Raw genomic sequence first — 26,413 nt, 5'->3', positions numbered from 1 at the left:
TGCCTGCGCTTGGCGCGCCTTCAGCCAGTTGAGCACGCTCGTTCATAGGCGGCCACGATCCTTTCCCGCCTGAATGAGCATTCCCCGGCCGTTCGTCGGATAATGACCGGTCTAGCCCGCGTGGCGCAGCGACGATATCCCGATGGCGATTCATTCCTCCGTACTCGAACTGATTGGCAACACGCCGATCGTCAAGGCCCAGCGCCTGGACACCGGCGTCTGCGAGTTGTTCCTCAAGCTGGAGGCGAACAATCCCGGCGGATCGATCAAGGACCGTATCGGCTTGTCGATGATCGAAGCGGCCGAGCAGCGAGGCGACCTGAAGCCCGGTGCCACTCTGGTTGAGGGCACCGCCGGCAACACCGGCCTGGGCCTGGCCCTGGTGGCGCAACAGAAGGGCTACCAGCTGATCCTGGTGGTGCCGGACAAGATGAGCCGCGAGAAGATCTTCAATCTCAAGGCCATGGGCGCCAACGTGGTGCTGACCCGCTCGGACGTGGCCAAGGGCCACCCGGAGTACTACCAGGACCTGGCCGCCAAGATCGCGGCCGAGACCCCGGGCGCCTACTTCATCAATCAGTTCGGCAACCCGGACAACCCGGCTGCGCACGAATTCGGCACCGGCCCGGAAATCCTGGCGCAGATGGACGGCCAGCTGGATGCCATCGTGTTCGGCTGCGGCAGCTCCGGCACCATGACCGGCCTGTCGCGCGCCTTCGCCACCGCCTCGCCGCAGACCGAGCTGGTGCTGGCCGACCCGGTGGGCTCGATCCTGACCCAGTACATCGAAGAGGGCACGGTCAGCGAAAAGTCCGGCAGCTGGCTGGTCGAAGGCATCGGCGAGGATTTTCTGCCGGATATCTCCGACTTCACCCGCGTCAAGAAGGCGTATTCGATCAGCGACGCGGAAAGCTTCCACACCGCGCGCGAGCTGCTGGCCAAAGAAGGCATCCTCGGCGGCTCGTCCACCGGCACCTTGCTGGCCGCCGCGCTGAAGTATTGCCGCGAGCAGACCACGCCCAAGCGCGTGCTGGTGTTCGTGTGCGATACCGGCAACAAGTACCTGTCCAAGATGTACAACGACTACTGGATGCTGGACAACGGTTTTCTGGAGCGCCCGCAGCACGGCGACCTGCGCGACCTGATCCTGCGCCCTTACAACAAGCGCGACACCGTGGTGGTCGGCCCCAAGGACCTGCTGACCACCGCGTACCAGCGCATGAAGCTGTACGACGTGTCGCAGCTGCCGGTGATCGACGACGGCGAGCTGGTCGGCATCGTCGACGAGAGCGACGTGCTGCTGCATGTGTATGGCGATGAGGCGCGCTTCCGCGACCCGATCTCCACCGCCATGGTCAGCAAGCTCGATCGCCTGGATGTCGCATCGCCGATCGAAGCGCTGCTGCCGGTGTTCGACCGCGGCCAGGTCGCCATCGTCATGGACGGCAAGCAGTTCCTGGGCTTGATCACCCGTATCGACCTGCTCAACTACCTGCGCCGCCGCGTGCAGTGACCCCCGTGCAGCCGCGCGTTTCGATGAGACGCGCGGCGCGGGCCATTCAGACCTGCTTGTTACAATCGCCCACTTTTTCCGGGAACCTCCATGTCCAACCGCACCACTCATAGCCATGACGGCGAGCGCGCGCTGTCGCTTGCAACGCTGGCGATCCATGGAGGGCAGTCGCCGGATCCCAGCACCGGCGCGGTGATGCCGCCGATCTATGCCACGTCCACGTACGCGCAATCCAGCCCCGGCGAACACCAGGGTTTTGAGTATTCGCGCACGCACAACCCGACGCGTTTTGCTTACGAGCGCTGCGTGGCCGCGCTGGAAGGCGGCACGCGCGCATTCGCGTTCGCCTCCGGCATGGCCGCCACGTCCACGGTGATGGAGCTATTGGATGCCGGCAGCCACATCGTGGCGATGGACGACCTGTACGGCGGCACCTTCCGCTTGTTCGAGCGCGTGCGCCGCCGCACCGCCGGCCTGGATTTCAGCTTCGTCGACCTGACCGACCCGGCCGCCTTCGAAGCCGCGATTCGCCCCGACACCAAGATGGTGTGGATCGAAACCCCGACCAACCCGATGCTCAAGCTGGTCGATATCGCCGCCATTGCGACGATCGCGCGCAAGCACGGCCTGCTGATCGTGGTCGACAACACCTTCGCCTCGCCGATGCTGCAACGCCCGCTCAGCCTGGGTGCCGACATCGTCGTGCATTCGGCAACCAAGTATCTCAACGGCCACTCCGACATGGTCGGCGGCATCGCGGTGGTTGGCGACAACGCAGAACTTGCCGAACAGATGGCCTTCCTGCAGAACTCCATCGGCGGCGTACAAGGCCCGTTCGATAGCTTCCTGGCGCTACGCGGTTTGAAGACTTTGCCGCTGCGCATGCGCGCGCATTGCGACAACGCCCTGGCGCTGGCGCAATGGCTGGAAACACATCCCGCGATCGAAAAGGTGATCTACCCCGGCCTGACCTCGCACCCGCAGCACGCGCTTGCGAAAAGTCAGATGTCCGGCTTCGGCGGCATCGTCTCCATCGTGCTCAAAGGCGGGTTTGAGGCAGCCAAGCGCTTCTGCGAAAAGACCGAACTGTTCACCCTGGCCGAATCGCTGGGCGGCGTGGAAAGCCTGGTCAATCATCCCGCCGTCATGACCCACGCCTCCATCCCAGTGGCCCGCCGCGACCAGCTGGGCATCAGCGATGCGCTGGTGCGGTTGAGTGTGGGGGTTGAGGATCTGGAGGATTTGCGGGGGGATCTGGAGCGGGCGCTTGAGGCGTTTAGCTCTTCATGACTGCGTCGCCGCAACGACAGGACTTCTTCGCTTATTGGCGGAGCGGGCTTGCCGGCCTTCGCCTGCAATCATGGATACGCCAACAATCCTGGTTGCAGCGTATTTATCGCGTTTTCCCGCAACGTTGGCGTGACCGCGTGTCTTCCACCCTGTCCGCCCGCTCCACGGTTCAAACGCGGTTTCAGCGCACGGATGCCTGGGAGCTGAATTCAGGAGGCGCTGACGTTTCCTTGCCGATGAGCGCTGATTTCTCCGTCACCCAGATTCCATCGGTCGGGATCAACATCGTTGGCTACCTTCGTGGCGAATTCGGGCTAGCGGAGAGCGCAAGGATGTATGCGCGTGCGCTGATCAGCGCTGGCGTGCCCGTGTCGTTGTATGACCTGGACATGGGGCTTCCGCACTCCTGGGACGACCGGAGCCTGGATGGTCTCATCGACCAGCGCATGCCGCACCAGGTCACCGTCGTCTTCGTCAATCCCGACTACCTCGAAGCCGCGTTTGAGAAGATCGGCCGGGACCGTATGGAAGGACATTACGTCATTGCATGCTGGTTCTGGGAGCTTGAAGTGATTCCGCCAAGTTGGCTGAGTGCCATTGCACTGGTGGACGAGATAATGGTGGCCTCACGATTCATAGAGGATGCATTCCGCAGCGTGACCGACAGACCGATCATGCGACTCCCGCTGCCGCTCTCTGACCAGCGTGATAGCGGCTTGCAGAGACAGGACTTCGGGCTGGATCCGGAAACCTTCGTCTTTCTTTTCACTTTTGATTTCCACTCTTTCGTGGCCAGGAAAAATCCCCAGGCCGTGGTCAGTGCATTCAGGCATGCGTTTCCCGACGGCCGCAACGACGTGCGCCTAGTCGTAAAGTCAAGCAATGGGCATATGTACCCCGAGCAGATGGCAGAACTCCTGAGCCTGGTGGCGGCAGACAAGCGGATCCTGCTGCGGGACGAGGTGATCGACAGGATGCATGTGCGCGCGCTGCAGCGCTGCTGCGACGTGTACGTATCGCTGCATCGGGCCGAAGGCTTCGGGTTGGGGCTTGCTGAGTGCATGTCACTCGGCAAGCCGGTCATTGCAACGGGCTGGTCGGGCAATATGGAGTTCATGAAGGACAGCAACTCTTGCCTCGTAGACTACGACCTGGTGCCGGTTGCGGGCCGATATCCGGAGTCGGATGGCGCGCGCTGGGCAGAGCCGAACATTGCATCTGCCGCAGCTGCCATGCGTCGGCTTGCGGACGACCCGTCACAGGCGCGGCGGCTGGGCGAAGCAGCCAGGGCCGATATCTGCACAAGGCTTGCTCCCCGAAGCGTAGCGGAGCATCTGCTGGCAAGGGCTGCGAACGTGGTCGCGTCAACGCACTGACCGTGACTTTTTTGTCGAGCCTGTGATGTAGCGATCTGGTTCCCCGCTTCACCAAAGTAGTGAACACTTTCAGAGGTAGCAATGTTGGACATGATCCGGTCCGTATGGGCCTTCCGATACTTCATTCTGTCGTCGATCAGGAATGACCTGCGTCTGCGCTTCCTGCGCAGCAAACTCGGTGCACTGTGGATGATCATCCACCCGCTTATGCAGGTGCTGATCTTTGCGACGATTCTTTCCGAGGTGCTGGCCGCGAAGCTGCCAGGGGTCAACAACAAGTTTGCTTACGCACTGTATCTGATGGCCGGAACGCTTTGCTGGACCCTGTTTGCCGAATGCATTGGCAAGTGTGTTTCATTGTTCGTGGATAACGGCAATTTGATGAAGAAGCAAGCCTTCCCGCGGATATGTCTCCCACTCATTGCCGGCGGCACCGTCATGGTGAACAACCTGTTGCTGTTCCTGGCAATCATCATCGTGTTCGCTATCCTGGGGCACACTTTGGGCCCGCAGGCAGCCTGGCTGCCGCTGCTGATGCTGCTGACGTTGGCTTTCGCGATGTCGATTGGATTGCTGCTCGGCGTCTTCAATGTCTTCGTGCGTGACATCGGGCAGGTTGTGCCGGTCGTTCTGCAGGCAATGTTCTGGGTGACGCCTATCGTTTACACCATCGATATCCTTCCCGCGCAGACCCAGGAACTCTTCAAGCTCAATCCGCTGTTCCCGCTTGTCAGCGCTTATCAGGGAGTACTTCTTTACGGGCGTTCCCCGGCGTGGATCGAGCTTGTCCCGCTCATGCTGGCGACCCTCGTCCTGTGTGTCCTGTCGTTGGTCGTTTTTCGCCGCGCGAGTGCCGAAATGGTGGATGCCCTATGAGCCCGGTGTTGATGGTTGAGGGGCTGGGGAAGTCCTATCGTGTCTGGGGTAGCGAGTGGCTACGCGCCGCCAGCTGGTTCGGGTTGAAGGTCAAGCCGCGAGAAGAGCACTGGGTTCTGCGGAATGTCGGGTTTTCGGTCGCTCCGGGTGAGTCGATCGGGATCATGGGGCGCAATGGCGCCGGAAAGAGCACATTGCTCAAGCTGATCACCGGTACCTCGCAACCTACCGAAGGACGCATCATCCGGCATGGCCGTATCGCCGCGATTCTCGAGCTCGGCATGGGTTTCAATCCGGACCTGAGTGGCCGGGAGAATGCCAGACATTCTGCCGGGCTCATGGGTTACACATTGGAACAAATCGACAAGGTGTTGCCCGAGATACAGGAGTTTGCCGAGATCGGAGAGTACTTCGATGAGCCGGTACGCACCTACTCAAGCGGTATGCAGGTGCGCGTCGCGTTTGGGGTGGCCACCGCATTTCGGCCCGATGTACTCATCGTCGACGAAGCATTGTCGGTGGGCGATGCGTATTTTCAGGCGAAGTGCTTCAAGCGCATCCAGTCTTACAAGGACGAGGGAATGACGCTGATCCTCGTCAGTCATGCGGTCGGAGATGTCGTCAAACACTGCGATCGTGCCATTTTGATCAAGGACGGTAGCGTGCATGCCGATGGTCCGTCCCGCGAGGTCTCCAACCTGTACCTCGATGAGCTATTTGGCAAAAAGCCCGTCTCGCTTCAAGCGGAGGCCAAGGACACCCCGGAGGAGTTCCGCACCGGCAGCGAAGACGTGTTCCATACCAGGCCATATTACAATGCGTCCGAGCATCGCTGGGGCAGGGCGGTGCCCGAATTCTGGACTACGTGGTTTCCAGCGACGGTCAGGAATTTCCCGCGCGCGTGGAAAGCGGCTCGAGGACGACGTTCTACGTCAAGATCGCATTCGATCAGGATTTCGACAACGTGGTCCCCGGTATCCTGGTGAAAACGATTGAAGGGCTGTTTCTTTACGGAACCAACTCCTTTCTTTCCAGCGAGGGTCGCACCGGGATTGCGGCTAAGGCAGGAGACGTGATTGTCTGCAAGTTCACCATGCCTCTTGACCTGAACGAAGCGAATTACCTGATCTCGCTCGGCATCTCCAGTGGAGATCCGCTGGTGGAACTGACGCCACTGGATCGGCGCTACGATGCCATCTTGCTGAACGTGGCCAGAGGGATGCAGTTTTGGGGAATGATGGACCTGAAGGCCGACTTCGAGATCGTTGAGGCCTTGTCATGACGACGGCGGAATTTCACATCAATTCAAAGAGCGAACAGTCATGACCGAGTCACTGAGTATGGGCGCCCTTGTGGCAGCCCTGCCTGAGAAGTATCAGCCGATTTTCGCGCATCCCGAACTTTCCGATGGCAGCTCGCGTGGTTGCGAGGATAGGCTGCTGTTGATCCGCCAGTGTGCGCAGCGCCTTCAGGCTGCGCTCGAGCGTCCGCTGCGCGTCCTGGATCTTGGATGTGCGCAGGGCTTCTTCTCATTGAACCTGGCGGCCGATGGCCACACGGTGCACGGAGTGGACTTTCTCGATCTCAATGTAAATGTGTGCAAAGCGCTGGCTGCCGAAAATCCTTTGTTTGCAGCGAGCTTTGAGCACGGTACTGTCGAAGACGTGATAGATCGGCTTGAACCGGGTCAGTACGATCTGGTCCTCGGGCTCAGCGTCTTCCATCATCTCGTACACGCCCGAGGCATCCTAAGCGTATCGGAACTGTGTCGCAAGCTTTCGGAAAAGACCGCTGCGGGCGTGTTTGAACTCGCCTTGCATGAGGAGCCGCTTTACTGGGCACCATCGTTACCGCAGGATCCTGCCGAAATCCTATCCAGTTATGCGTTCCTGCGCCTGCTTTCGCGGCAGGAGACGCACCTTTCGGCAGTGTCAAGGCCGCTCTATTTCGCGAGCAGCCAGTTCTGGTATGTGGACGGAATCATCGGCGATTTCACGTCCTGGACAGCCGAATCGCATGCGCATGGGCGGGGCACGCACTTGCAATCGCGTCGCTATTATTTCGGGCCACAGGTTTTCGTAAAAAGAATGACGCTGGCCGTTGAAGATCGCGCAGAGATCAACTTGCGCGAATTCGTCAATGAAGTGGAGTTTCTAAGCAATCCGCCACTCGGCTATCCGGCGCCGCGCCTGATCGCGTCGCTGAACGATTCCAGGGATTTGTTTCTTGCCAGGTCGATGATGGATGGGCGGCTTCTTTCCCAGGCGATCGACGATGGTTCGGCTTATGACGCCGATGAGATAATCGCGCAGATTCTCGAGCAACTTGTGTTGCTTGAACGTGCCGGTTTGTATCACAACGATGTGCGCTGCTGGAACATCCTCATCACGTCGGAAAAGCGTGCTGTACTGATCGATTACGGTGCGATTTCGAACAACGCCGCCGATTGCTCCTGGCTTGAGGACCTGTTGTTTTCGTTCCTGATCACGGTCAAGGAGATTCTTGAACGTCGGGTTGTTTGCTCCAGCCCGAGCCGTGAGCCTGCGCTGGATTTCACGACACTACCCGCCCGGTACTGCAATGCGTTCGTAGCGCTGTTTGGGCAGAATCGTTCCCAGTTGACGTTCGCCCTGCTGCAACAGTGTCTCCAACAAGCCGATGCCGCACCGGCCCCGCTTCCCGAGTGGGCATCGATTTATCGACGTCTGCATGACGCGCTACTCGTTTACAACGCGCGGCTGAGCGCGGTGCATATCGAGACGGAGCATCATCGGGTGGAGCTTGCCGCACGTGGCGCGGCGATCGAGCATTTCCGTGAGAGCGCATCGAAGGAACAGGGGCGCATCCAGTTGCTTGAACAGCAAATTGCCGCTTCCGAAAGCAGGTGCCAGCAACTCGAGGAGGACAGCGAGAAACTGGCAGCCTGGGCCAAAGGACTCGAAGCTCAAGCGATCGCATCTAACCGTGAGAGCGAGGCGTCGGCCGCGCGCGTTTCCGGGCTGGAATCAGACAGGGCGGCAGTGGCGGCACGCATCGCCGAACTTGAGCAAGGGGTAGAAGAGCGTCAGCGTGCGCGGGAGCTGACCGAGTCGCTGACCGCACGTGCTGCCGAGCTGGAATCTGACAAGGCTGTACTTGCAGCCAGGATCGAAGAGCTTGAGCAGGAGCTTGAGGAGCGCCAGCGCGCACGCGAGTTGGCCGAGTTGCTGGCCGTCGATGTGGCGCGGCTGACTGAGGAGCGCGATGTTGCGAGGACTGATGCGCTGGGCATCCAACGCGTCGTTGAGCAGCAAGAGGCGACCAATGCCGCCTTGCAGGCTCGGGTTGCCGCACAGCAGCAACAAATGTCCCACCTCGAGAACTCGCGCGAGCAGGATAGAAATCGAGTGAAGGAGCTGCAGGCCGATCTTTCCAGAAGCATGCAGATCGCTACTGCAGCACGAGAGCACATTCGCGAGCTTGAGTTGGCGGTGGAGGTCCTGGAAGGACAGATCGACAGCCTTCATGCAAGCCGGTCCTGGCGGATTACGGCGCCGCTTCGTTTGTTCACCACGCGGGTACTCAAACGTGGCGACGGCAATGTTGCGATTGTCCGTAACGCGCCAGTCCCACAGCTGGAGGTCGTAGCCACCCTTGATGGTTCGGTGCCGACTCCGGCAGAAGCTGCAATGGACAAACGTGTTGCCGCAGTCGATCAGCTGGGTAGTCGTATCCGCAAGTCACGTAAATAATCCAGAGGAAGTCAACGTTGTGGTAAGGACATCATGTAGGGGGTCTGGGTCGTGAAAAGAGTCATCGTGCTCGGTGCGCAGGTGCCGTTTATCAGGGGAGGGGCAGAGTTTCTGAATGAGGAGCTGGTCCGTCAGATCAATCTGTGGGGTAAGCAACGCCAGGTCGTTGCCGAACTGGTGCAGCTGCCGTATCGTTGGTATCCCGAAACGGAAATCCTTTCCTCCGCATTGGCGTGGCGGTTATTGGATCTGAATGAAAGTAACGGGCAGAAGATCGACCTGTGCATTTGTACCAAGTTTCCAACATACGCTGCCCAGCATGCGAACAAGACGCTCTGGCTGGTGCATCAGCACAGGGTACTTTACGATCTGGAGCGCACCCGTTTTGATTTCCCCCATCTGAACTCCCGCGATGTGGCGTTGCGCGACGCCTTGCGCGTTTCAGACACGCAGCTGTTGTCGGACATCGAATCGCGCTACACCATCTCGCAGACCGTGACCGAGAGGCTTCAGCAGTTCAATGGTCTTTCTTCGCAGGTTCTATACCCTCCATCCAAACTGGCCCCGTTGATCACATCTGGTGACTACGGCGATTATATTTTGTGCATCGGTCGACTCGAGTCGATGAAGCGGCCCGACCTGCTGATTCGCGCAGCGGCACATGTGCCAAAAGCCAAAATCGTCATAGCGGGCACAGGAGCCAGTGATTACGCGCTCTCCCTGGCACCGCTGGTGCATGAGCTGGGGCTGCAGGACAGGGTGGAACTGACGGGTTTTGTCGAGGATGAGAAACTGCTCGCGTTGATCGCCGGTTGCAGGGCCGTTTTCTACTCTCCCGTTGACGAAGACTACGGATTCGCAACCCTGGAGGCATTTGCGGCGCATAAGCCTGTCATTACGGTTGACGACAGCGGTGAAGTCGGAAGGATCGTAAAAGCCACCGGAAGTGGGTTGGTCACCGGTCCCACGGCAGAGGAAATCGCGCAGAGTATCGGGGATTGCTACGCAAGAACCGGTGCGCAACTACGCGCGCTTGCCGATGAAGGATACCGACTCAGTACCTCGATTACATGGGATCGCGTGATACGCGAGCTCGTGGAGGAAAGGATTTGAACACGCGTTTCCGCATTGCCATGGTCGGGCCACTACCCCCCGAGCATTCCGGCATTGCCGAGTATTCGGCCGGGCTGGTGGAACTGCTGCGCGCGCGCGGCGTGCAGGTCGATACGGTGGTCCGCGGTGACGTGGAACTCATGGGAACCCAGAAGGTTGTCGACGGGCTGCTTGAAGCGGATGCCGTTGTCTACCAGATGGGAAATCACCCCGCCTTTCATGGGTGGATGCTTCCGCTGATGGCATGTGTTCCCGGCGTTGTTCACCTGCATGATCTGGTGCTGCACCACATGGTGGCGGGTGTCCTGAGTGACGAGGCGCAGCTCGGCGACGGGTACACGCGGGTGCTGGAACAATGGCATTCGGCTGCTGAAGTGAAGAATGCAACGCTTGCACTGCGTTATGGCTCTCCGATCTGGGGCCGTGACGACATCGTGCATTACCCGCTTCATCAAGTGGCGACGAAATTCGCACTCGAGGTGGTCGTGCATTCCCGATACGCGGCCGACAGGGTTGCCAAGGAGTTTCCGTGGCTGCCTGTTACGGTCATCCCCCAGCTCTATCCTGTCGCCGCGCGGCATCGGGTGCGTGATCGTCTCAGCACCATTGCGGTGATGGGCGGTGGGCAGGTGAATCGCAGGTTCGACTGGATCGTTGAGGCGTTGCTGCAGGTCGAGCCCGAGTTGACTCACCCGCTTTGTCTTGAGATAGCCGGTGTGGTCGAACCTGCCGTGCAGCTACAGCTGGAACGGCTTTCGGGTTTGCAGAACGTGCGGCTGGTCAATCATGGTCGCATCGACGACGAGCAATTTCGCAGTGTGTTCGAGCGCGCCGACCTGATGATCGCGCTTCGCCAGCCAACCATGGGCGAAGCATCCGCGGTGGTGTCAAAGGCGTTGCAGGCGGGCCTGCCTGTCGTGGTATCGGATCAGGGCTGGTACGCAGAACTGCCGTCCTGCGTCAGGAAAGTGCCCCCCACTTCCGACTGTCCAGAGGTTCTTGGCCGTCTGTTGCGGTACTTTGCACTGGATTCGGCAGCGTACTCGCGTTGGGCAGAAGAATGTGGAGATCAGGCGAGTCGCCCGGAGCTTGACCCATACGGTGCTACCGACCGCTATGTGAAGCTGTTGAAATCCAACCGTGTCTTTTCCGATTTCAGGGATCGCGTCGCCGAGGCCTTGGTCGATCTCAAGATCGACCTTGATTCTCCGCTGTCGGGCGAAGTTCAGAGAATCGATGTCCGCAGTACGCTGCGTGGTGACCGGTGGGTCGATTCTGCACTCAAGGCCTTATCCGAGCGCCAGGTCGACGCGCACGGACAAATGGTCTTCGCCACGGTCGAGCCGTACCCTTATACTGAGGCCTTGCCGGTCGAAGCATGTCAGGGAGGGGCGGCACTGATCGAAACCGATCTTGGTGTGGCCGAGCCCTCCAGCGAGGTAACCGTACGGCTGATGCTGAACAATACCAGCGGGTTCCCGTGGCTCAGTCCGCCCGGGCACTCGGTGATGCCGTTCGGCATTTACATCGGATATTACTGGCGCTCCGTTGCTGCACCGCTGCAGCAAGTGGAGCAGCCGCGCCAATGGATCGACGAGCCAATCGAGCCAGCTTCGTGTCGCGAACAGGTCATCTCGCTTCGCGTGCCAGATGCAGTTGGTGAGTATGAATTGGAAATCGATCTCGTCCAGGAATCTGTTTGCTGGTTCAAAAGTCGGGGGTTTGTACCAGCCCGGCTGCTCGTACGTGTAGAAGCCACTCAATCATGAGGGCACATTCATCCAACCCAGGTCCTAACGCATGAAATCTTTTGTGAAAACCCCCGTCTCCTTGGGCACTGTCGCCATCCTGGCGACTGTCATCACCCTTGCTGGTTGCTCCAAATCGCCTGAGGCAGACCAGCCGGTAACCGCCGCACCTCAACCGGCTGCTCCGGCCTCCGAAGCACCCGGTATGACGACCCCCCTGACGCAGGAGCAGGTCGGGGCCCGCTATGCCATCGTCTCGGACCCTGTGGTTGCCAATAATGGCGAGGTGATACGCACCGTTGTGTCGGTCACCAACGCTGGCAAGGAAACGCTGAGTTCGAAGGGCACCTTGCCGGTCAACCTCGCAATCTCTCTGGTAGACAGTTCCGGCACTGTATCGGCGAAGGATTTCGTACGCGCTCCGCTTCCCGCTGATGGAATTGCTGCGGGTGCCTCCGCCGAGGTGATCGCCGAGGTGCCAGCCCAGGCAGTGGTTGGAAAGAGCCTGCGATTCGGGCTGGTACAGGAAGGCGTCGCCTGGTTCAGCGATTTCAAGATCGAGCCGCTCGACTACGGCCCGTTCACCAGCTGCGCAGATCAGGGCAAGCAGACCCTATGCGGTGCGGGTGGGAAGCCGCTGTCAGCGCGTTGAGCCGCACCGCGCGTCGGGCACAGCCCGATCCTGCATCGGCTCAAAGCCGGAACCAATACGTAAACAAGAGAATGTGTTAATGAAAACTGCGTTGATTACTGGAATCTCGGGTCAAGACGGCGCTTACCTGGCAGAACTGCTGTTGGACAAGGGCTACCGCGTATTCGGCACGTATCGCCGTACGAGTTCGGTCAATTTCTGGCGGATCGAAGAGCTTGGAATTGCAGCCCACTCGAACCTCAATCTGATCGAATACGATCTGACGGATCTAGGGTCGAGCATCCGTATGCTTGAAAGCACCGGAGCCACCGAGGTCTACAATCTGGCGGCCCAGAGCTTTGTGGGCGTGTCTTTCGATCAGCCGACCACAACGGCGCAGATCACCGGTATCGGTCCGGTCCACCTGCTGGAGGCGATCCGTCAGGTGAACCGGGATATCCGCTTCTACCAGGCTTCGACGTCGGAGATGTTCGGCAAGGTGCAGGCGGTCCCGCAGATCGAAAGCACGCCGTTCTATCCCCGCAGCCCCTACGGCGTCGCCAAGCTCTACGCGCACTGGATGACCGTGAACTACCGCGAGAGTTACGACATCTTTGGTTGCAGCGGCATCCTGTTCAACCACGAAAGTCCATTGCGTGGACGCGAATTCGTGACGCGCAAGATCACCGACTCGGTGGCCAAGATCAAGCTCGGGCTGTTGGACTGCATGGAGTTGGGCAACCTGGACGCCAAGCGTGACTGGGGCTTTGCGCGCGAGTATGTGGAAGGTATGTGGCGGATGCTGCAGGCCGAGGAGCCGGATACTTTCGTGCTCGCAACCAATCGCACCGAGACCGTGCGCGATTTCGTCAGCATGGCGTTCAAGGGCGCGGGCATCGACGTCGAGTTCCGTGGACAGGACGCTGAAGAGACTGCGGTGGATACTGCCACCGGCAAGGTGGTCATGCGCATCAATCCGAAATTCCACCGCCCTGCAGAAGTGGAGCTGCTGATCGGCGATCCCGAAAAGGCGGCCCGCATCCTCGGCTGGAAGCCTGAGACCACGCTGGAGCAGCTGTGCCAGATGATGGTCGAGGCCGATCTGAAGAGGAACGAGCGTGGCTTCTCATTCTGAGCTGACGGGCAAGCGGGTTCTGATCAGCGGAGCGTCCGGGTTCACCGGGCGCTACATGACCCAGCAGCTCAAGGAACAGGGCTGCACGGTCATTGGCGTCGGCACGCGTTCGGACGCTGCCGGCACGGGCAGCACCGACGAGTTCTGGCCGATGGATCTGCGCGACGCTGCCGACGTCGCCCGCGCCGTTGCGCAGGCCCAAGCCGACTACGTTGTGCATCTGGCAGCAGTGGCCTTTGTCGGTCATGGGGATGCCGACGATTTTTACCGCGTCAATCTGCTCGGCACGCGTAACCTGCTGCAGGCGCTGGCTGCAAGCCAACACCGCCCGGAGAGGGTGTTGATCGCGAGCAGTGCCAATGTCTACGGTAATGCAACCGAGGGCGTGATCGACGAGTCGGTCACGCCCGCGCCCGCGAACGACTACGCGGTGAGCAAGCTCGCCATGGAATATGTCGCCAGCTTGTGGCGCGAGCGCCTGCCCCTGGTGATTGCCCGCCCCTTCAACTATACCGGGGTCGGTCAGGCGACCAACTTCCTGATTCCCAAGATCGTTTCCCATTTCGCATCGCGCGCCTCTTCCATCGAGTTGGGCAACACCGAAGTGTGGCGCGATTTCGGCGATGTCAGGTCGGTCGTGCTGGCTTACCGCAAGCTCCTGCAGGCGCCAGCGGCCGAAGGGCAGATCGTCAATGTGTGTTCGGGTGTCGCCAGTTCGCTAGGGGACATCATCAGGATCTGCTCGAAAATCACCGGCCACGACATCGACGTCCAGGTGAACCCCGCATTCGTTCGGGAGAACGAGGTCAAGAAGTTGCTTGGCAGCAATGCCAGATTGCAGGAGCTGATCGGCGATTGGCAGAGTCTTGCGCTGGAGGACACGCTGCGCTGGATGCTTGAAGCTGCCAGCGCTGAGCAGTGAGGGCAATCCAAGGGCATTGAGAGCAATCGAGCTTCGGCTGGAAAATTCAGCCGAAGCTCGCTGCGAATGCCTGGTAGTGTTTTTGTTCAGCGTTATCTAACACGTTGACGCACCCGCAGTTGCCAGGAACCGTGCCAGGTGAAAGGGGCGATTAACGCGCTGGTGATCGCGCTTCCCGGCCTGCTTATCTGCTGCAATCGGACTTGCAAATTTCAAGACTGGTCAGCCCGAGGGCAAGCAGCCGCTGGTCCGCAGACATGCCGACCTGCGCGGGAGAGACCGGTGTTTCGTAGCTAAGAACCAGATGCACCACTTCACCAGGCTTGCGGGTCGTGACCGGAATCCGTAGTTCCAGCGGCACCGCTTGTGCTGCAGTGACGCGGGTGTCGAGCGCCTGGACGCCGTTGACCGTGGCACGGATGCGCAGGGCTTGCTGGGGGCCAGGCAGAAACGGGTTGCCGCGCAGAATCACCGTTGTCTTGCCGACGGTCGTTGAGTTGACACGGTAGCGCAGCGATGAGCTTGTGCCTTCCGACCAGACACCCCATGCCTCGTCGGACGACCAGCCTTGCGTAAGCAAGCTGCGGAGCGCGGGGAGCGTAATGCTGGTATCTGCCGCGGGCTCGGTGACCACGGTGTCCTTTGCAGCATCGGCGCTTGCAGGCTTGGCACCACCTGGCAGACGGAAGACCACAACAGCGCCATCCTCGCGCGTCATCGCCGGCGGCGCGCCAATGGCCTGGGTCCATTCAGCGATGACCTGCGCTCCCTGGTCGGCGTAGCCGCGCTTGTCGATGTAGACAGCGTCGAAGCCGAAGCGACCGATCGCCTTGAGCTGTGCGGCGGCGGGTTGGGTCTCCAGATTCCGGTAGAACAGGTCGCCCTCACGGCCCTTCATGCCTGCGTAGCTCCACTTCAGGTGCTGCGAGTGGACGAATCCCACCGCTAGGTCGTATGCGTGCAGGGCATTCTTGGGCGGCACTTCCGGAAACGGCATGTAGGGCAACTGGTAAACCGCTGCACCGACAGGCAGGGCAGCTTCAATGCTGCGGATGAAACGTTTGTCCTGCTCGTACGCAGTGCGCGCGCTGGATTGACACGGGCCGCACACCGCCGAGGTCTGGTCCCAGATGCCGAAGACCAGCATGCCGGCGGCAGCGATCGAGGCGATGGTCATGCGGTGCCGACGCCCCACCTTGTCGGACAGCATCTGCACGGCGATGGCTACCGCAGCGAGGGTGCTGAACGTGATGAAGATGCTGGCCCGGTTCCAGCCGCGGATGGAGGGCGATACGACGTGCGCGAAGAGTGAGCCAAGCCCGCCGATGGTCATGAAGGCCAGAAGGACGCCGGAAAGAATCGCCAACAGGGCAATGCGTTCTTCATTGCGCCGCTCGGACAGGCGCGCGAACGCGACCAGCGCCAGGATGGCAAGACCGAAGGAACCGATCAGGCCCAGCGAGGCGGTCGTGTTCTCGTTGATCAACGGTGTGCTGGCCATGTAGCTGGCCGTCACATTGGCCAGCTTCGGTAGCCTGTGGTCGGGGCGCGGCAGGATCAACTGCATCAACTTCACGCCGTAGATCTCGGACTCTGCCGGCGCGCGGGCAGCGACTTCCGGATTGTGACCGTTGATCCGCTCGTTGATCACGTTGGGTGCGACATTTGCCAGCGTGCCAAGCGCGAGGAAGAAAATGACGGGTGCTGCGAGGCGGGTGATGGACGCCCAGTTCTTCTGGAACAACGCCATGAGGCAGGCCGTTCCAATCAGGATCAGGCCGAATGCCGTGTAGTAGACGCCGAAACAGCTCAGGACCAGGTACAGCGCAGCAAGCGCGATCTTGCGGGCGGGCCGGGCGCTCCAGAAATCCAGCGATACGTCGGCGCGTGCAATCCGGATCGCAAGCATGAAGTAGATCGGGATGCCGAAATACCAGGTGTAGAAGATGTGCTGCAGGCGCAGGAAATGGAACGGCGCCAGCGTAAAGAGCATGGCAGTGGTAAAGGACAGCGAACGACCCACGCGCAGCCAGCGCATCACCCAATATGCCGTCAGAAAGTTCGCGGCAAAGCCCAGCAGGAAGAACAGATTCAGTGCTGCGGCACTGCTGCCGGTCAGCATGCCGGCAAGCTTCAGGAACAGGAAGCTGCCGGAGTCTGCCCCGGGGTAATCCAGGAAGGAGGAGCCGAATGGAAAGCCGCTACGGGCGTTTTCGAAGATCCATCCTTCCATTGCTCGCTGCGTCAGCCAGAGGCTGCTCAAAGCGTCGCCGCTATACGAGAGTGGATAGTCCAGCACGGGCAACAGGCCCGCCCGCCAGCCGACGAGCAGGACGCTGCCCGCCACGACGGACAGAAGGGCGCCTAGCAGTAGGGGCAGCCATTCGGTCTTGATGAGGGGGCGGACCGGCGTCGTCGGAGGAGGTAGGGTGCTCATGTGATCCACAGTTCAAGAATGGATGCGCTGCGTCAACGGGGGCTGCAGGCAGGCGGTAAGGTGGGGTGACATTCTGGGCTTCGTCTGGCTCAGCCCTGAGAGGGGGCTGGCTTGGGAGCCTGCAACAACAACTTGCTTAGGATGAACGATACGGGCAGCGTGACAACGATGGAGATCAGCGGACCGACCGCCGCCGGCACGCCCAGGTGCCCTACGCTGAGTTTAAGTGCCAAGGCCCCAAGTGCGTAGGTCACCAGATAGATGAGCGGAAACGCCGCAAACTTTAGCCAGCTGTGTTCAGCACGAAAGACGTAACGGGTGTTGATCAGGTAACTGAGCAGGATGCCTGCACAGAAACTCGCAAGATAAGCCCACTGATAATGCATGAAGCGAAGGAGCACCCAGTACAGCACCAGGGTCAGGCCCGTGTTGAGTGCTCCGCCCAGCAGGAAACGCAGGGCTACTGAGACTAATGACCGGTGCCGCCTCAGCAGGGCATCGGCCTGTGGGGACTCATCCGCCCGCATTCGCCAGACTCTTGAAGGACGCGTAATCGCGAATGTACTCATCGGTGTCGTAGGGCTCGGACGCAAACACCAGCAGCACGGCGTCTTTGGAGTACTTGTACTGTGTACCCCAGATCATCGGCGGCAGATGGATGCCCTGGTTCGGCGAGTTGAGCTCGACGTCGATGCGGCGTGCGCCGTCGTCTGCAAGAACCCTGACCGAGCCAGACACACAGATCAGAAACTGATGGCAGCGTTTGTGCGCATGCTCGCCACGGGTCTCCTGTGTGGGTACGCCGTAGACAAGAAAGTACCGCCGCGCATTAAAGGGCAGGAAGCTGTCGAAGTCGCCGACCGACAGAGATCCACGCATGTCGGCAAAACTGGGCATCTGGTAAAGCTTGACGCCGGGAACGACTGTGTCGGTGATTCCCTGGGCAGTGGGCAGTGGGGACGTCTTGCTCGCATCTTTGTCGGACACGTAACCCACGATGCGCGCAGGATTGCCAACCACGATGGCATTGGGTGGCACCGAGCGAGTGACCACTGCACCTGCTCCGATCATCGCGCCGCTGCCGATGGTGGTGCCGGCCAGGATTGTCGCATTGGCGCCAATCGAAGCGCCTGATTCCACGACGGTGCCGAGGAATTTCTCGGGATACACCCGGCTGCGTGGAAATAGATCGTTGGTGAAGGTGGCATTTGGCCCAATGAAAACGTCGTCGCCTAGACGCACGCCATCCCACAACTGCACTCCGCATTTGACAGTCACCCGATCCCCGACGACAACATCAGATTCGATGAAGACGCCGTCGCAGATGTTGCAGTCACGACCAAGGCGAGCGCCTGGCAGCACGTGGGCAAATGCCCAGACGCGGGTACCCTCGCCGATGGTGTCGCTTTCGCAAAGGGCATTGGGATGCACGAAATGACTCACAGGTTAATCCTTTTCGAAGTTTTCGACCGACTGCATGATCGATAGGGGCCGCGCTTTGGTATTTTCGAACGCATGCCAGGCGTAGGTACCCACGATACCCAGGCCCAACGAATTGAGTGCGCCGAAAAAGAGAATGGTCAAGATGGTCAGGGTGTAGCCCGGCACTGCGACGAGTCCAGAAAACTTCGCGGCTAGCACCAAGGCACCGAGCAACGTGGTAAATGCCAGCGCGATCAGGCCCAGCGCCGTCAGCATGCGGACCGGCAGGTCGGTGAAAGCAAAAACGCTATCGGACAGATACCGCAGTTTCTTGCTCAAGGTCCAGGCGCTCTTGCCATGCTTCCGCTCGCGCCGCTGATAACTGACAAATTCGCGCTTGCCGCCCAGCCAGAATAGTTGCGCAAGCAGGCTGGAATGGGCTTCGTTCAACAGCAACAGCCGTTCCAGGAAGCCGCGGCTGACAGCGAAGATATCCACGCCACCCTTTGGAATGTCCTTGATGACCATGCGCCGATAGGTCGCCCAGAACAAGGTTGACGCCAGCTTCGAGGCGGCCGGATCGCTGCGCGCTTCGCGTACGCCGAAGGCGACGTCGTACCGCTCGCTGGCGTAGCGCTGCCAGAAATCGATGACCAACTGAGGCGGTTCTTGCAGATCAGCGGCCATCACCGCGGTCAAATCGCCGCGGCTGAGCTGCAAGCCGGTGCGGATCGCCGGGAACGCGCCGAAATTTCGGGTCAAGGTCGCCAGCTGCGCACTAAAGGCGCAGCCAGGCAACTTGTCGCGCAGCAAGGCGTAGCTGCGATCGGGACTGCCGTCCACCACGAAAATGGCTTCAAACTTCCCCTCGACGCTACGAGCGATCGAATCGACAGCTTGCAGGAGCTCGTCAATCGAGCCCTCATTGCCGTAGATCGGAACAACCAGGCTAAGGGAAGGCGACTGCACCTCGCTCAGAACCGGTTGCATGCTTCGACAACCCGATCGACTTCTTCATCTGTCAGCTCCGGGAAGCATGGCAGCGTCGTCACGCGCGCCGCATCGGCTTCCGTGTTCGGTAATACCACGGAATCAAATGCACCCTCATGGCAGGGCTGACGGTGGTCGCACAATGGATAATGGACTTCTGTCTGCACGCCGGCGGCCTGAAGGTGTGCACGCAGCTGCTCGCGGTCATCGGAACGCACGACGTATAGATGCGCCACATTTTCGGCGCCCACCATGCCGCCCACTTCGATCTTCGGGTTGGACAGGCCCCGAGCGTAGCGGTTGGCGATATCCCGGCGACGCTGGTTCCAGCCGTCTAGCAGTGGAAGCATGTGGCGCAGCATGGCGGCCTGCAATTCGTCGAGGCGGCTGTTGCGGCCCCCACGCAGGGTATTGGTGTACTTGGCCGTCCATCCGTACTGGCGGAGTTGCGCGGCACGGGCGGCCAACTGGTCATCGTTTGTCACGATCGCGCCGCCATCGCCCAAGGCGCCCAGATTCTTGGTGGGATAAAAACTGAAGGAAGCAATATCGCCGAAGCTACCGGCGCGGTGGCCATTCCGTTCCGCGCCGTGTGCCTGTGCGCAGTCTTCCACGACCTTGATGCCACGTGGTTGACACAACGCGACGATCGCCTCGATGTCAGCCAGTTGGCCATAGAGATGGGTCACGATCACGGCTGCCGGCGCGCTGTCGACAACGAGCACCGCTTCCAGCGCAGGTACGGACATTAGCCCCGTCCCCGCGCCTGTATCGACAAAAACTGGTGAAGCGCCACAGGCCAGGACCGCGCTGGTGCCGTACATCGCCGCATTGGCAACAACGGCCACCGTATCCCCCGGGCCGATGCCCAGCGCCTTCAGGGAGAGCTCAAGGGCGTCGGTCCCGTTGGCAACGCTGACGCAGTGACGGCTTCCGCAGTAGCTGGCGAATTCGTGCTCAAAAGCCTTCACGTTCGGACCGAGCACATAGTAACCACTCGCGACGATCGTGCTTGCGATCTGGGAAAGTGCATCCTGTACGGGCGCAATGTGGCGGGACAACGAGTTGACGGGAATCAGGGCGTCCATGGAATCCGAGGTACCAAGTGATGTGCGGGTGGATTTGAAATGCTGCGGAGGTGGTATGCCGCCGTAGTGATCTTTGGCCGAGAGGATATCGCGTTCGGTAGATGGTCAGCGGGCCAGCCTGACTCAGACGAGTAAGCGGGAGCACCGAGCCGACCTGCCTGGGATCGCGCCAGACCTGCGGTGCGAGGCAACGCGCTTAAACGAGCACAAGCGCCCGTGCCGGAATGATTGAAGCTGTGCATAGACTCTGCTGGGCGGCAAGTATTGCCTCTTTGCAACGCGATCTGCCGTATATTCAGTACCTCCGCAGCACCTGAACTTGCCGAGTCATCAGTTCCAGCGGCAAGAGCGGCGACGCGGTGCCTAGAGGCTTTCAAACACCGGGGCCTCGAAGCTCTGGAAAGGCATCAGGTATCCTGCTAGTGATCGCGAATTATAACTGCACGAGCCGACGTGGCGGAAAGTTTGCCGCCATTCCATGCAACTCTGAAGGCGCCGCGTCGCCGACGAGCCCCGCGGCGGCCCCTACTCTCAGCCCAGCGCCTGTTCCAACTCAGGCAACAGCGTAAACAAATCCCCCACCAACCCAATATCCGCAACCTCGAAGATCGGGGACTCCGGATCTTTGTTGATCGCCACGATCGTGCCAGCGTCCTTGATGCCGGTTAGATGCTGGATCGCGCCGCTGATGCCGATCGCCACGTACAGCTCGGGCGCGATGATCTTGCCGGTCTGGCCGACCTGCAGCTCGTTAGGCACGTAGCCAGCGTCCACTGCGGCGCGCGATGCGCCTACGGCGGCGCCGAGTTTGTCGGCCAGGCTGTAGATGTGCTGGAAGTTCTCGGCCGAGCCAACGCCGCGGCCACCGGAAACCACGCGTTTAGCGCTCTGCAGGTCGGGGCGATCGGAGCTACCTGCAGCAAGGCCGATCAAACGGGTGTGGGTCGGCAGCGCGGCATCGACGGTGACTGCCTCAACCGTCGCGCTTCCGCCGCCGGCGGCTTCCGGCCAGGAGGCGCTGCGCACGGTTGCGACCACGATCTGGTCGGTCGGCGCTTTCACGGTGATGATCGCGTTGCCAGCGTAGATCGGGCGCTTGAAGGTGTAGGCATCCTCGACCGACATCAGGTCGGAGATCTGGTTGACGCCCAGCAGCGCAGCCACGACCGGCATCAGATCCTTGCCGAAGGTGGTGGAGGGGCCGAACACGTGCGTGTAGCCTTGGCCGGCGAGCTGGGCGATCTGCGGTCCCAGCACCTGTGCGATGGCATGTTCGTTGGCGGGGTTTGCCACTGTCAGTACGCGCGCGACGCCGGCCAGCTGCGCGGCCTGTGCAGCGACGGAGGCCGGGTCGGCGGCCAGCACGACCACATCGATCGAATCGGCCGACACCGCCAGCGCAGCGCTGAGGGTCTTGGCGGTGGCCGCATTGAGCTGGCCGTTGAGATGTTCGGCGACTACAAGAACCTTGGCCATTACAGCAACCCCTTCTGCTTGAGTGCGGCCACCAGCTCGGCGGCATCCTTGACCATCACACCACGGCTGCGCTTGGACGGCGCTGCGTAGTGGGTAGTGGTCAGGCTGTCATGCGCCGCGACTCCGAGATCGGCAAACGCCAGCGTTTCCAGCGGCTTGCTCTTGGCCTTCATGATGTCTGGCAGCTTGATGAAGCGCGGCTCGTTCAGGCGCAAATCGGTGGTGATGACCGCCGGCAGGTCCACTTCCAGCGTTTCCAGGCCAGCGTCGACTTCGCGGGTGACGGTGGCCTTGCCATCGGCGACGACCAGCTTGCCGGCGAAGGTCGCCTGTGGGCGGCCCCACAGCGTGGCGAGCATCTGGCCGGTCTGGTTGGCGTCGTCGTCGATCGCCTGCTTGCCCAGGATGACCAGGTCCGGCTGTTCCTTCTCGACCAGCTTGAGCAGGGCGCGCGCAGCAGTCAGCGGCTGGATGGCTGCATCGGTCACCACGTGGATGGCACGGTTGGCGCCCATGGCCAGACCGTTGCGTAGATGTGCTGCGGCATCCGCTGGCGCCAGGGTGGCGACCACGACTTCCGTGGCAATGCCGGCGTCGCGCAGGCGCAACGCTTCTTCCAGGGCGATTTCGTCGAACGGGTTGGGCGAGAGCTTGACGCCCTCGGTCACCACGCCGGAGCCATCCGGCTTGACCTGAATGCGGACGTTGTAGTCCACCACGCGCTTGTAGGCGACGAGGATTTTCATCGTGTACGAGATCCTTCAGCTATTGCGGGAAGGCCCGGCCGCGGCGGCAGGCTCGGGAGTGGGGCCATTCTAACCGGGCAGGGTGCACCATGCGATGGCGTATGGATGCTGCGGCGCAGCAGTCGAAATAGTGTTTAGGATGTCGCTTAAGCCCGGTATCGCCCGGACCATATATCCTGTGTGGCTTAAAACGCAGCGCGGTTCGCGCGCGACCAGGAGGGTAGACAGTGGCGACTTGGCTAGTAACCGGCGGTGCCGGCTTCATCGGTGGCAATTTTGTTCTTGAGGCGGTCTCTCGCGGTATCCGCGTGATCAATCTGGACGCGCTGACGTATGCGGGAAATCTGAACACGTTGGTATCGCTGGACGGCAATCCGAACCATGTGTTCGTCGAGGGGGATATCGGTGATGCCGCGCTCGTCACCCGCCTGTTGCAAGAACATCAGCCGGACGCGGTGCTGAACTTCGCAGCCGAAAGCCATGTCGATCGCTCGATCGAGGGCCCAGGTGCCTTCATTCAGACCAATGTGGTCGGTACGTTGGCCCTGCTTGAGGCCGTGCGCGATTACTGGAAAGCGCTGCCGGACGCACGCCGCGAGACATTCCGCTTCCTGCACGTCTCCACCGACGAGGTCTACGGCACGCTCGGCGAGACCGGCAAGTTCACCGAGAGCACCCCTTATGCACCGAATTCGCCATATTCGGCGTCCAAGGCGGCATCGGATCATCTGGTACGCGCGTTCCACCACACCTACGGGCTGCCGGTACTGACCACCAACTGCTCGAACAACTACGGTCCGTATCACTTCCCAGAAAAACTCATTCCGTTGGTTATCGCCAAGGCGCTGGCCGGCGAGCCGCTGCCGGTGTATGGCGACGGCAAGCAAGTGCGCGACTGGCTGTTCGTCAGCGACCACTGCGAAGCGATCCGCACCGTGCTGGCCAAGGGCCGGGCTGGCGAGACCTACAACGTGGGCGGCAATTCCGAGCGGCAGAATATCGAAGTCGTGCAGGCAATCTGCGCGCTGCTGGATCAGCATCGTCCACGCGACGATGGCAAGCCGCGTGCAAGCCAGATCACCTATGTGACGGATCGCCCCGGCCATGATCGCCGTTACGCGATCGACGCTTCCAAATTGAAGAACGAACTGGGTTGGGAGCCTGCCTATACGTTCGAGCAAGGCATCGCGCAGACGGTGGAGTGGTATTTGACCAACCAAGCATGGGTGCAAGGCGTGTTGGATGGCAGCTATCGCTTGGAACGGATCGGCGCCGCAGCATAACGCGCGTCCCTTACAAGAGTTCGTGCATTCGTGTGCGGGCCTCAAACAGGAGTAGCTCATGACACAACGTAAAGGCATCATTCTGGCGGGCGGGTCAGGCACGCGCCTGTACCCGATCACCAAAGGCGTCAGCAAGCAGCTATTGCCGGTGTACGACAAGCCGATGATCTATTACCCGCTGAGCGTGTTGATGCTCGCGGGCATCCGCGACATCCTGATCATCAACACGCCGCACGAGCAGGCGCTGTTCCAGTCGTTGCTGGGCGATGGCTCGCAGTGGGGAGTCAACATCCAGTACGCCGTGCAACCCAGCCCTGACGGTCTGGCGCAGGCCTATCTGATCGGTCGCGAGTTCGTCGACGGCAAGCCGAGCTGCTTGGTGTTGGGCGACAATATCTTCCATGGACATGGTCTTACCGATACGTTGCGCCGCGCAGATGCGCGTGAGCAGGGTGCGACTGTCTTCGGTTATTGGGTCAATGATCCGGAGCGCTACGGTGTTGCCGAATTCGATCAGCAAGGCAAGGTCATCGATATCGCCGAAAAGCCGGAAAAACCGCGCTCGAATTATGCGGTCACCGGCCTATATTTCTACGATGGAAAGGCCAGCGATTATGCGGCTGCCTTGAAACCCTCGCCGCGAGGCGAGCTGGAAATTACCGATCTCAATCGCTGCTATCTCGATGCTGGCGATCTGCATCTTGAACCTCTGGGACGCGGCTATGCGTGGCTGGATACAGGCACGCACCAGTCGCTGCACGAAGCGGCCAATTTCATCGAGACCATCCAGATGCGTCAGGGTCTGCAGGTATGCTGCCCGGAAGAAATCGCATTTGGGCAGGGCTGGATCGATGCGGAGCAGCTGGAGCGTCTGGCTGCGCCGTTGCTGAAGAATGACTATGGAAAGTATTTGACTGCATTAGCCAAGCGTGGGGTTGTCCATTGAAAGTGATCGAAACGACGTTGCCCGGCTGCGTCGTCATCGAGCCTGCGGTGTTCGGCGATGCGCGCGGTCAGTTCTTCGAAACATGGAATGCAGAGCGCTTCGGGCAGCATGGGCTGCCGACGAGTTTTGTGCAAAGTAACGTCTCCACCTCCGCCAAGGGGGTGCTGCGCGGTCTGCATTACCAGTGGCCTCGGCCACAGGGCAAGCTGGTAAGCGTGCTCGAAGGCGAGGTCTACGACGTTGCGGTGGATATCCGGGCTGGATCTCCCCACTTCGGGCGTTGGACCGCTGTTTTGCTGAGTGCAGAAAACCGCCGCCAAGTCTGGATACCCGAAGGCTTTGCACATGGGTTTGCAGTGCTTTCAGAGAGAGCGTTGTTCAGCTATCTCTGCACTGACGTGTACGTCAAGGAAGCCGATGCAGGCGTACGTTGGGACGACGCGGCGATCGGGATCGATTGGCCGATCAGCGACCCGGTACTCTCCGCCAAGGATGCCGCAGCGCCTTTCCTGGCGGATGTGCCGGGCGAGCGTCTGCCGGTATTTGCAGCATGACGACGTTGGTACTGGGTGCCAGTGGACAGGTCGGCACGGAATTGCTGCGGGCATTGGCAGGCGATGGCCCGATCCTGGCCAGCACCCGCAGTGGTCGGTTGCCGGATGGTGCAACGTGTGAGGTCGCCGACTTCGATGCGCCGCAAAGCCTGGTGGCATTGCTGGACCGGCTTGCGCCAACTCGCGTCGTCAACGCAGCCGCTTACACCGCCGTCGACCGTGCCGAGCAGGAGCGTGACGCGGCCTTCCGTGCCAATGCCGAGGCGCCGGCGGTCATTGCGCAGTGGTGCGCGCGCGCCGATGTGCCCATGGTCCATTATTCGACCGACTACGTCTTCAATGGGCAGGGTACTCGCCCCTATCGGCCGGACGACACCACCGCGCCGCTCGGTGTGTACGGGCAGAGCAAACTGGCCGGCGAACAGGCGGTGCAGGCGGCCGGCGGCCGTCATCTGATCTTCCGCACCGCCTGGGTCTACGCGGCGCATGGACACAATTTCCTGCGGACGATGCTGCGCGTGGGAGCCGAGCGCGACGTGCTGCGCGTGGTCGCCGACCAGATCGGCACACCGACGCCGGCCGCGTTGATCGCCGACATCACGGCGCACGCGCTACGCCAGCCCGGTGAACCCTCCGGCCTGTGGCATCTGACCGCTGGGGGGCAGACCTCCTGGCACGGTTTCGCCGAAGCCATCTTTGCCCAGGCGCATGCGCGCGGCATGCTCGCCCGCGTGCCGCACGTGGAAGCGATCAGTACCGCCGACTATCCAACGCCGGCCATGCGCCCTGCCTATTCGCGGCTGGATACCCACAGCCTGCAAGACACCTTCGGTGTGCACCTGCCCGCCTGGCAGGACGGACTGAGCCGTGTGCTGGACACGCTCGCCCGCGATTGAGCCTCTGAGTGGCTTGATGGGTAGGTGTGGCTTCAGTACTGACTCATAGCTTGCACCTCGCTTCGGCTACCATCTGAGACTGGTTCGCGCCGGGCTGACGAACTGCTTCGTGCAGGTCGCGGCTGGCGTGGATGTGCCGCTGAAGCGGGTGCGACGCGTGATGCACGGGCTGGACGCGTGCGTGCGCTGCATCGCATCGGTCGGCACCGTGCAGGTTCTTGCGTGTCCCCCAGCGGGCGC

General features: G+C 60.9%; 21 protein-coding genes and 1 pseudogene. 15 read left to right on the top strand and 7 right to left on the bottom strand.

From position 1 onward, the window contains the following. Positions 1–142 precede the first annotated feature (142 nt). From BJD12_RS08915 to BJD12_RS08865, 11 genes and pseudogenes are all read left to right on the top strand, one after another. A complete protein-coding gene (locus BJD12_RS08915; RefSeq protein WP_005991806.1) occupies positions 143–1,513 on the top strand; it encodes a pyridoxal-phosphate dependent enzyme in 1,371 nt (456 codons plus the stop codon). A gap of 90 nt (positions 1,514–1,603) precedes the next feature. Then, a complete protein-coding gene (locus BJD12_RS08910) occupies positions 1,604–2,803 on the top strand; it encodes a cystathionine gamma-synthase (protein WP_005991808.1) in 1,200 nt (399 codons plus the stop codon). Next, positions 2,800–4,179: a glycosyltransferase family 4 protein gene (locus BJD12_RS08905; RefSeq protein WP_042827945.1), complete on the top strand. Its 1,380-nt coding sequence runs from the start codon at positions 2,800–2,802 to the stop codon at positions 4,177–4,179. The genes BJD12_RS08910 and BJD12_RS08905 overlap by 4 nt, the downstream gene beginning before the upstream one ends. A 90-nt stretch (positions 4,180–4,269) precedes the next feature. Further along, positions 4,270–5,055: an ABC transporter permease gene (locus tag BJD12_RS08900; RefSeq protein WP_042827951.1), complete on the top strand. Its 786-nt coding sequence runs from the start codon at positions 4,270–4,272 to the stop codon at positions 5,053–5,055. Further along, positions 5,052–6,337: pseudogene (locus BJD12_RS08895) on the top strand (ABC transporter ATP-binding protein). Before BJD12_RS08900 ends, BJD12_RS08895 begins: the two are co-directional and overlap by 4 nt. Before the next feature lie 40 nt (positions 6,338–6,377). Further along, positions 6,378–8,786 (top strand): methyltransferase domain-containing protein, encoded by a 2,409-nt coding sequence (locus BJD12_RS08890; RefSeq protein ID WP_042827946.1) that lies wholly within the window; start codon positions 6,378–6,380, stop codon positions 8,784–8,786. A gap of 51 nt (positions 8,787–8,837) precedes the next feature. Then, positions 8,838–9,899, top strand: a complete 1,062-nt coding sequence (locus tag BJD12_RS08885) for a glycosyltransferase family 4 protein (protein ID WP_005991818.1) — start codon at positions 8,838–8,840, stop codon at positions 9,897–9,899. Between the two features lie 20 nt (positions 9,900–9,919). Further along, positions 9,920–11,668 (top strand): glycosyltransferase family protein, encoded by a 1,749-nt coding sequence (locus BJD12_RS08880; protein ID WP_042827947.1) that lies wholly within the window; start codon positions 9,920–9,922, stop codon positions 11,666–11,668. Positions 11,669–11,699: 31 nt separating this feature from the next. After that, positions 11,700–12,299, top strand: a complete 600-nt coding sequence (locus BJD12_RS08875; RefSeq protein ID WP_050812867.1) for a hypothetical protein — start codon at positions 11,700–11,702, stop codon at positions 12,297–12,299. A 79-nt stretch (positions 12,300–12,378) separates the two neighbouring features. Further along, positions 12,379–13,413 (top strand): GDP-mannose 4,6-dehydratase, encoded by a 1,035-nt coding sequence (gene gmd / locus BJD12_RS08870; protein ID WP_005991824.1) that lies wholly within the window; start codon positions 12,379–12,381, stop codon positions 13,411–13,413. Continuing rightward, complete coding sequence (locus tag BJD12_RS08865; protein ID WP_042827948.1) at positions 13,397–14,335, top strand: NAD-dependent epimerase/dehydratase family protein; 939 nt, start codon at positions 13,397–13,399, stop codon at positions 14,333–14,335. Before gmd ends, BJD12_RS08865 begins: the two co-directional genes overlap by 17 nt. 184 nt (positions 14,336–14,519) lie before the next feature. Here the strand turns inward: BJD12_RS08865 and BJD12_RS08860 are convergent, their stop codons facing one another. The 7 genes from BJD12_RS08860 to BJD12_RS08830 form a co-directional block, all read right to left on the bottom strand. Further along, positions 14,520–16,772 carry a hypothetical protein gene (locus tag BJD12_RS08860; RefSeq protein WP_005991832.1) on the bottom strand — a complete coding sequence of 751 codons (2,253 nt, stop codon included), beginning with the start codon at positions 16,770–16,772 and terminating at the stop codon, positions 14,520–14,522. An 89-nt stretch (positions 16,773–16,861) separates the two neighbouring features. After that, the gene (locus tag BJD12_RS08855; RefSeq protein WP_005991834.1) at positions 16,862–17,299 is read right to left on the bottom strand and encodes a GtrA family protein; all 438 of its coding nucleotides are present in this window, start codon (positions 17,297–17,299) and stop codon (positions 16,862–16,864) included. Beyond that, entirely contained in the window at positions 17,286–18,215 is a 930-nt protein-coding gene (locus tag BJD12_RS08850) for a WxcM-like domain-containing protein (protein ID WP_005991836.1), read from the bottom strand. Before BJD12_RS08850 ends, BJD12_RS08855 begins: the two co-directional genes overlap by 14 nt. Positions 18,216–18,218: 3 nt before the next feature. Continuing rightward, positions 18,219–19,184, bottom strand: coding sequence for a glycosyltransferase family 2 protein (locus tag BJD12_RS08845; RefSeq protein ID WP_005991838.1), 966 nt, complete (start codon positions 19,182–19,184; stop codon positions 18,219–18,221). After that, a complete protein-coding gene (locus BJD12_RS08840; protein ID WP_005991840.1) occupies positions 19,169–20,272 on the bottom strand; it encodes a DegT/DnrJ/EryC1/StrS family aminotransferase in 1,104 nt (367 codons plus the stop codon). The genes BJD12_RS08845 and BJD12_RS08840 overlap by 16 nt, the downstream gene beginning before the upstream one ends. A 531-nt stretch (positions 20,273–20,803) precedes the next feature. After that, a complete protein-coding gene (locus BJD12_RS08835) occupies positions 20,804–21,748 on the bottom strand; it encodes an electron transfer flavoprotein subunit alpha/FixB family protein (protein WP_005991842.1) in 945 nt (314 codons plus the stop codon). After that, a complete protein-coding gene (locus tag BJD12_RS08830) occupies positions 21,748–22,494 on the bottom strand; it encodes an electron transfer flavoprotein subunit beta/FixA family protein (protein ID WP_005991844.1) in 747 nt (248 codons plus the stop codon). Before BJD12_RS08830 ends, BJD12_RS08835 begins: the two co-directional genes overlap by 1 nt. A 227-nt stretch (positions 22,495–22,721) precedes the next feature. On the opposite strand from BJD12_RS08830, the gene rfbB reads away from it, so the two are divergent. Genes rfbB through rfbD form a run of 4 tightly spaced genes read left to right on the top strand, consistent with a single transcriptional unit; the run spans position 22,722 to position 26,173 of the window. Beyond that, positions 22,722–23,777 carry a dTDP-glucose 4,6-dehydratase gene (gene rfbB, locus BJD12_RS08825; RefSeq protein WP_005991846.1) on the top strand — a complete coding sequence of 352 codons (1,056 nt, stop codon included), beginning with the start codon at positions 22,722–22,724 and terminating at the stop codon, positions 23,775–23,777. Between the two features lie 58 nt (positions 23,778–23,835). Continuing rightward, positions 23,836–24,723 carry a glucose-1-phosphate thymidylyltransferase RfbA gene (gene rfbA, locus BJD12_RS08820; protein WP_005991848.1) on the top strand — a complete coding sequence of 296 codons (888 nt, stop codon included), beginning with the start codon at positions 23,836–23,838 and terminating at the stop codon, positions 24,721–24,723. Then, positions 24,720–25,277 (top strand): dTDP-4-dehydrorhamnose 3,5-epimerase, encoded by a 558-nt coding sequence (rfbC, locus tag BJD12_RS08815; RefSeq protein WP_005991850.1) that lies wholly within the window; start codon positions 24,720–24,722, stop codon positions 25,275–25,277. The genes rfbA and rfbC overlap by 4 nt, the downstream gene beginning before the upstream one ends. Continuing rightward, on the top strand, positions 25,274–26,173 hold the full coding sequence (gene rfbD, locus BJD12_RS08810) for a dTDP-4-dehydrorhamnose reductase (protein ID WP_005991852.1): 900 nt from the start codon (positions 25,274–25,276) through the stop codon (positions 26,171–26,173). The genes rfbC and rfbD overlap by 4 nt, the downstream gene beginning before the upstream one ends. Positions 26,174–26,413: the final 240 nt, after the last annotated feature.

The organism is Xanthomonas vesicatoria ATCC 35937 (genome assembly GCF_001908725.1).
Classification (GTDB): Bacteria; Pseudomonadota; Gammaproteobacteria; order Xanthomonadales; family Xanthomonadaceae; genus Xanthomonas; species Xanthomonas vesicatoria.
The sequence above is the reverse complement of the archived record's forward strand: the minus strand, read 5'-3'. Positions and strand labels throughout refer to the sequence as shown.

Coding starts and splice junctions, on each gene's coding strand:
- BJD12_RS08915 (WP_005991806.1), top strand. CDS start 143: ATGGCGATTCATTCCTCCGTACTCGAACTGATTGGCAACACGCCGATC.
- BJD12_RS08905 (WP_042827945.1), top strand. CDS start 2,800: ATGACTGCGTCGCCGCAACGACAGGACTTCTTCGCTTATTGGCGGAGC.
- rfbA (WP_005991848.1), top strand. CDS start 23,836: ATGACACAACGTAAAGGCATCATTCTGGCGGGCGGGTCAGGCACGCGC.
- BJD12_RS08875 (WP_050812867.1), top strand. CDS start 11,700: ATGAAATCTTTTGTGAAAACCCCCGTCTCCTTGGGCACTGTCGCCATC.
- BJD12_RS08900 (WP_042827951.1), top strand. CDS start 4,270: ATGATCCGGTCCGTATGGGCCTTCCGATACTTCATTCTGTCGTCGATC.
- BJD12_RS08845 (WP_005991838.1), bottom strand. CDS start 19,184: ATGCAACCGGTTCTGAGCGAGGTGCAGTCGCCTTCCCTTAGCCTGGTT.
- BJD12_RS08880 (WP_042827947.1), top strand. CDS start 9,920: ATGGTCGGGCCACTACCCCCCGAGCATTCCGGCATTGCCGAGTATTCG.
- BJD12_RS08830 (WP_005991844.1), bottom strand. CDS start 22,494: ATGAAAATCCTCGTCGCCTACAAGCGCGTGGTGGACTACAACGTCCGC.
- BJD12_RS08855 (WP_005991834.1), bottom strand. CDS start 17,299: ATGCGGGCGGATGAGTCCCCACAGGCCGATGCCCTGCTGAGGCGGCAC.
- BJD12_RS08910 (WP_005991808.1), top strand. CDS start 1,604: ATGTCCAACCGCACCACTCATAGCCATGACGGCGAGCGCGCGCTGTCG.
- BJD12_RS08835 (WP_005991842.1), bottom strand. CDS start 21,748: ATGGCCAAGGTTCTTGTAGTCGCCGAACATCTCAACGGCCAGCTCAAT.
- BJD12_RS08840 (WP_005991840.1), bottom strand. CDS start 20,272: ATGGACGCCCTGATTCCCGTCAACTCGTTGTCCCGCCACATTGCGCCC.
- rfbD (WP_005991852.1), top strand. CDS start 25,274: ATGACGACGTTGGTACTGGGTGCCAGTGGACAGGTCGGCACGGAATTG.
- BJD12_RS08860 (WP_005991832.1), bottom strand. CDS start 16,772: ATGAGCACCCTACCTCCTCCGACGACGCCGGTCCGCCCCCTCATCAAG.
- gmd (WP_005991824.1), top strand. CDS start 12,379: ATGAAAACTGCGTTGATTACTGGAATCTCGGGTCAAGACGGCGCTTAC.
- BJD12_RS08890 (WP_042827946.1), top strand. CDS start 6,378: ATGACCGAGTCACTGAGTATGGGCGCCCTTGTGGCAGCCCTGCCTGAG.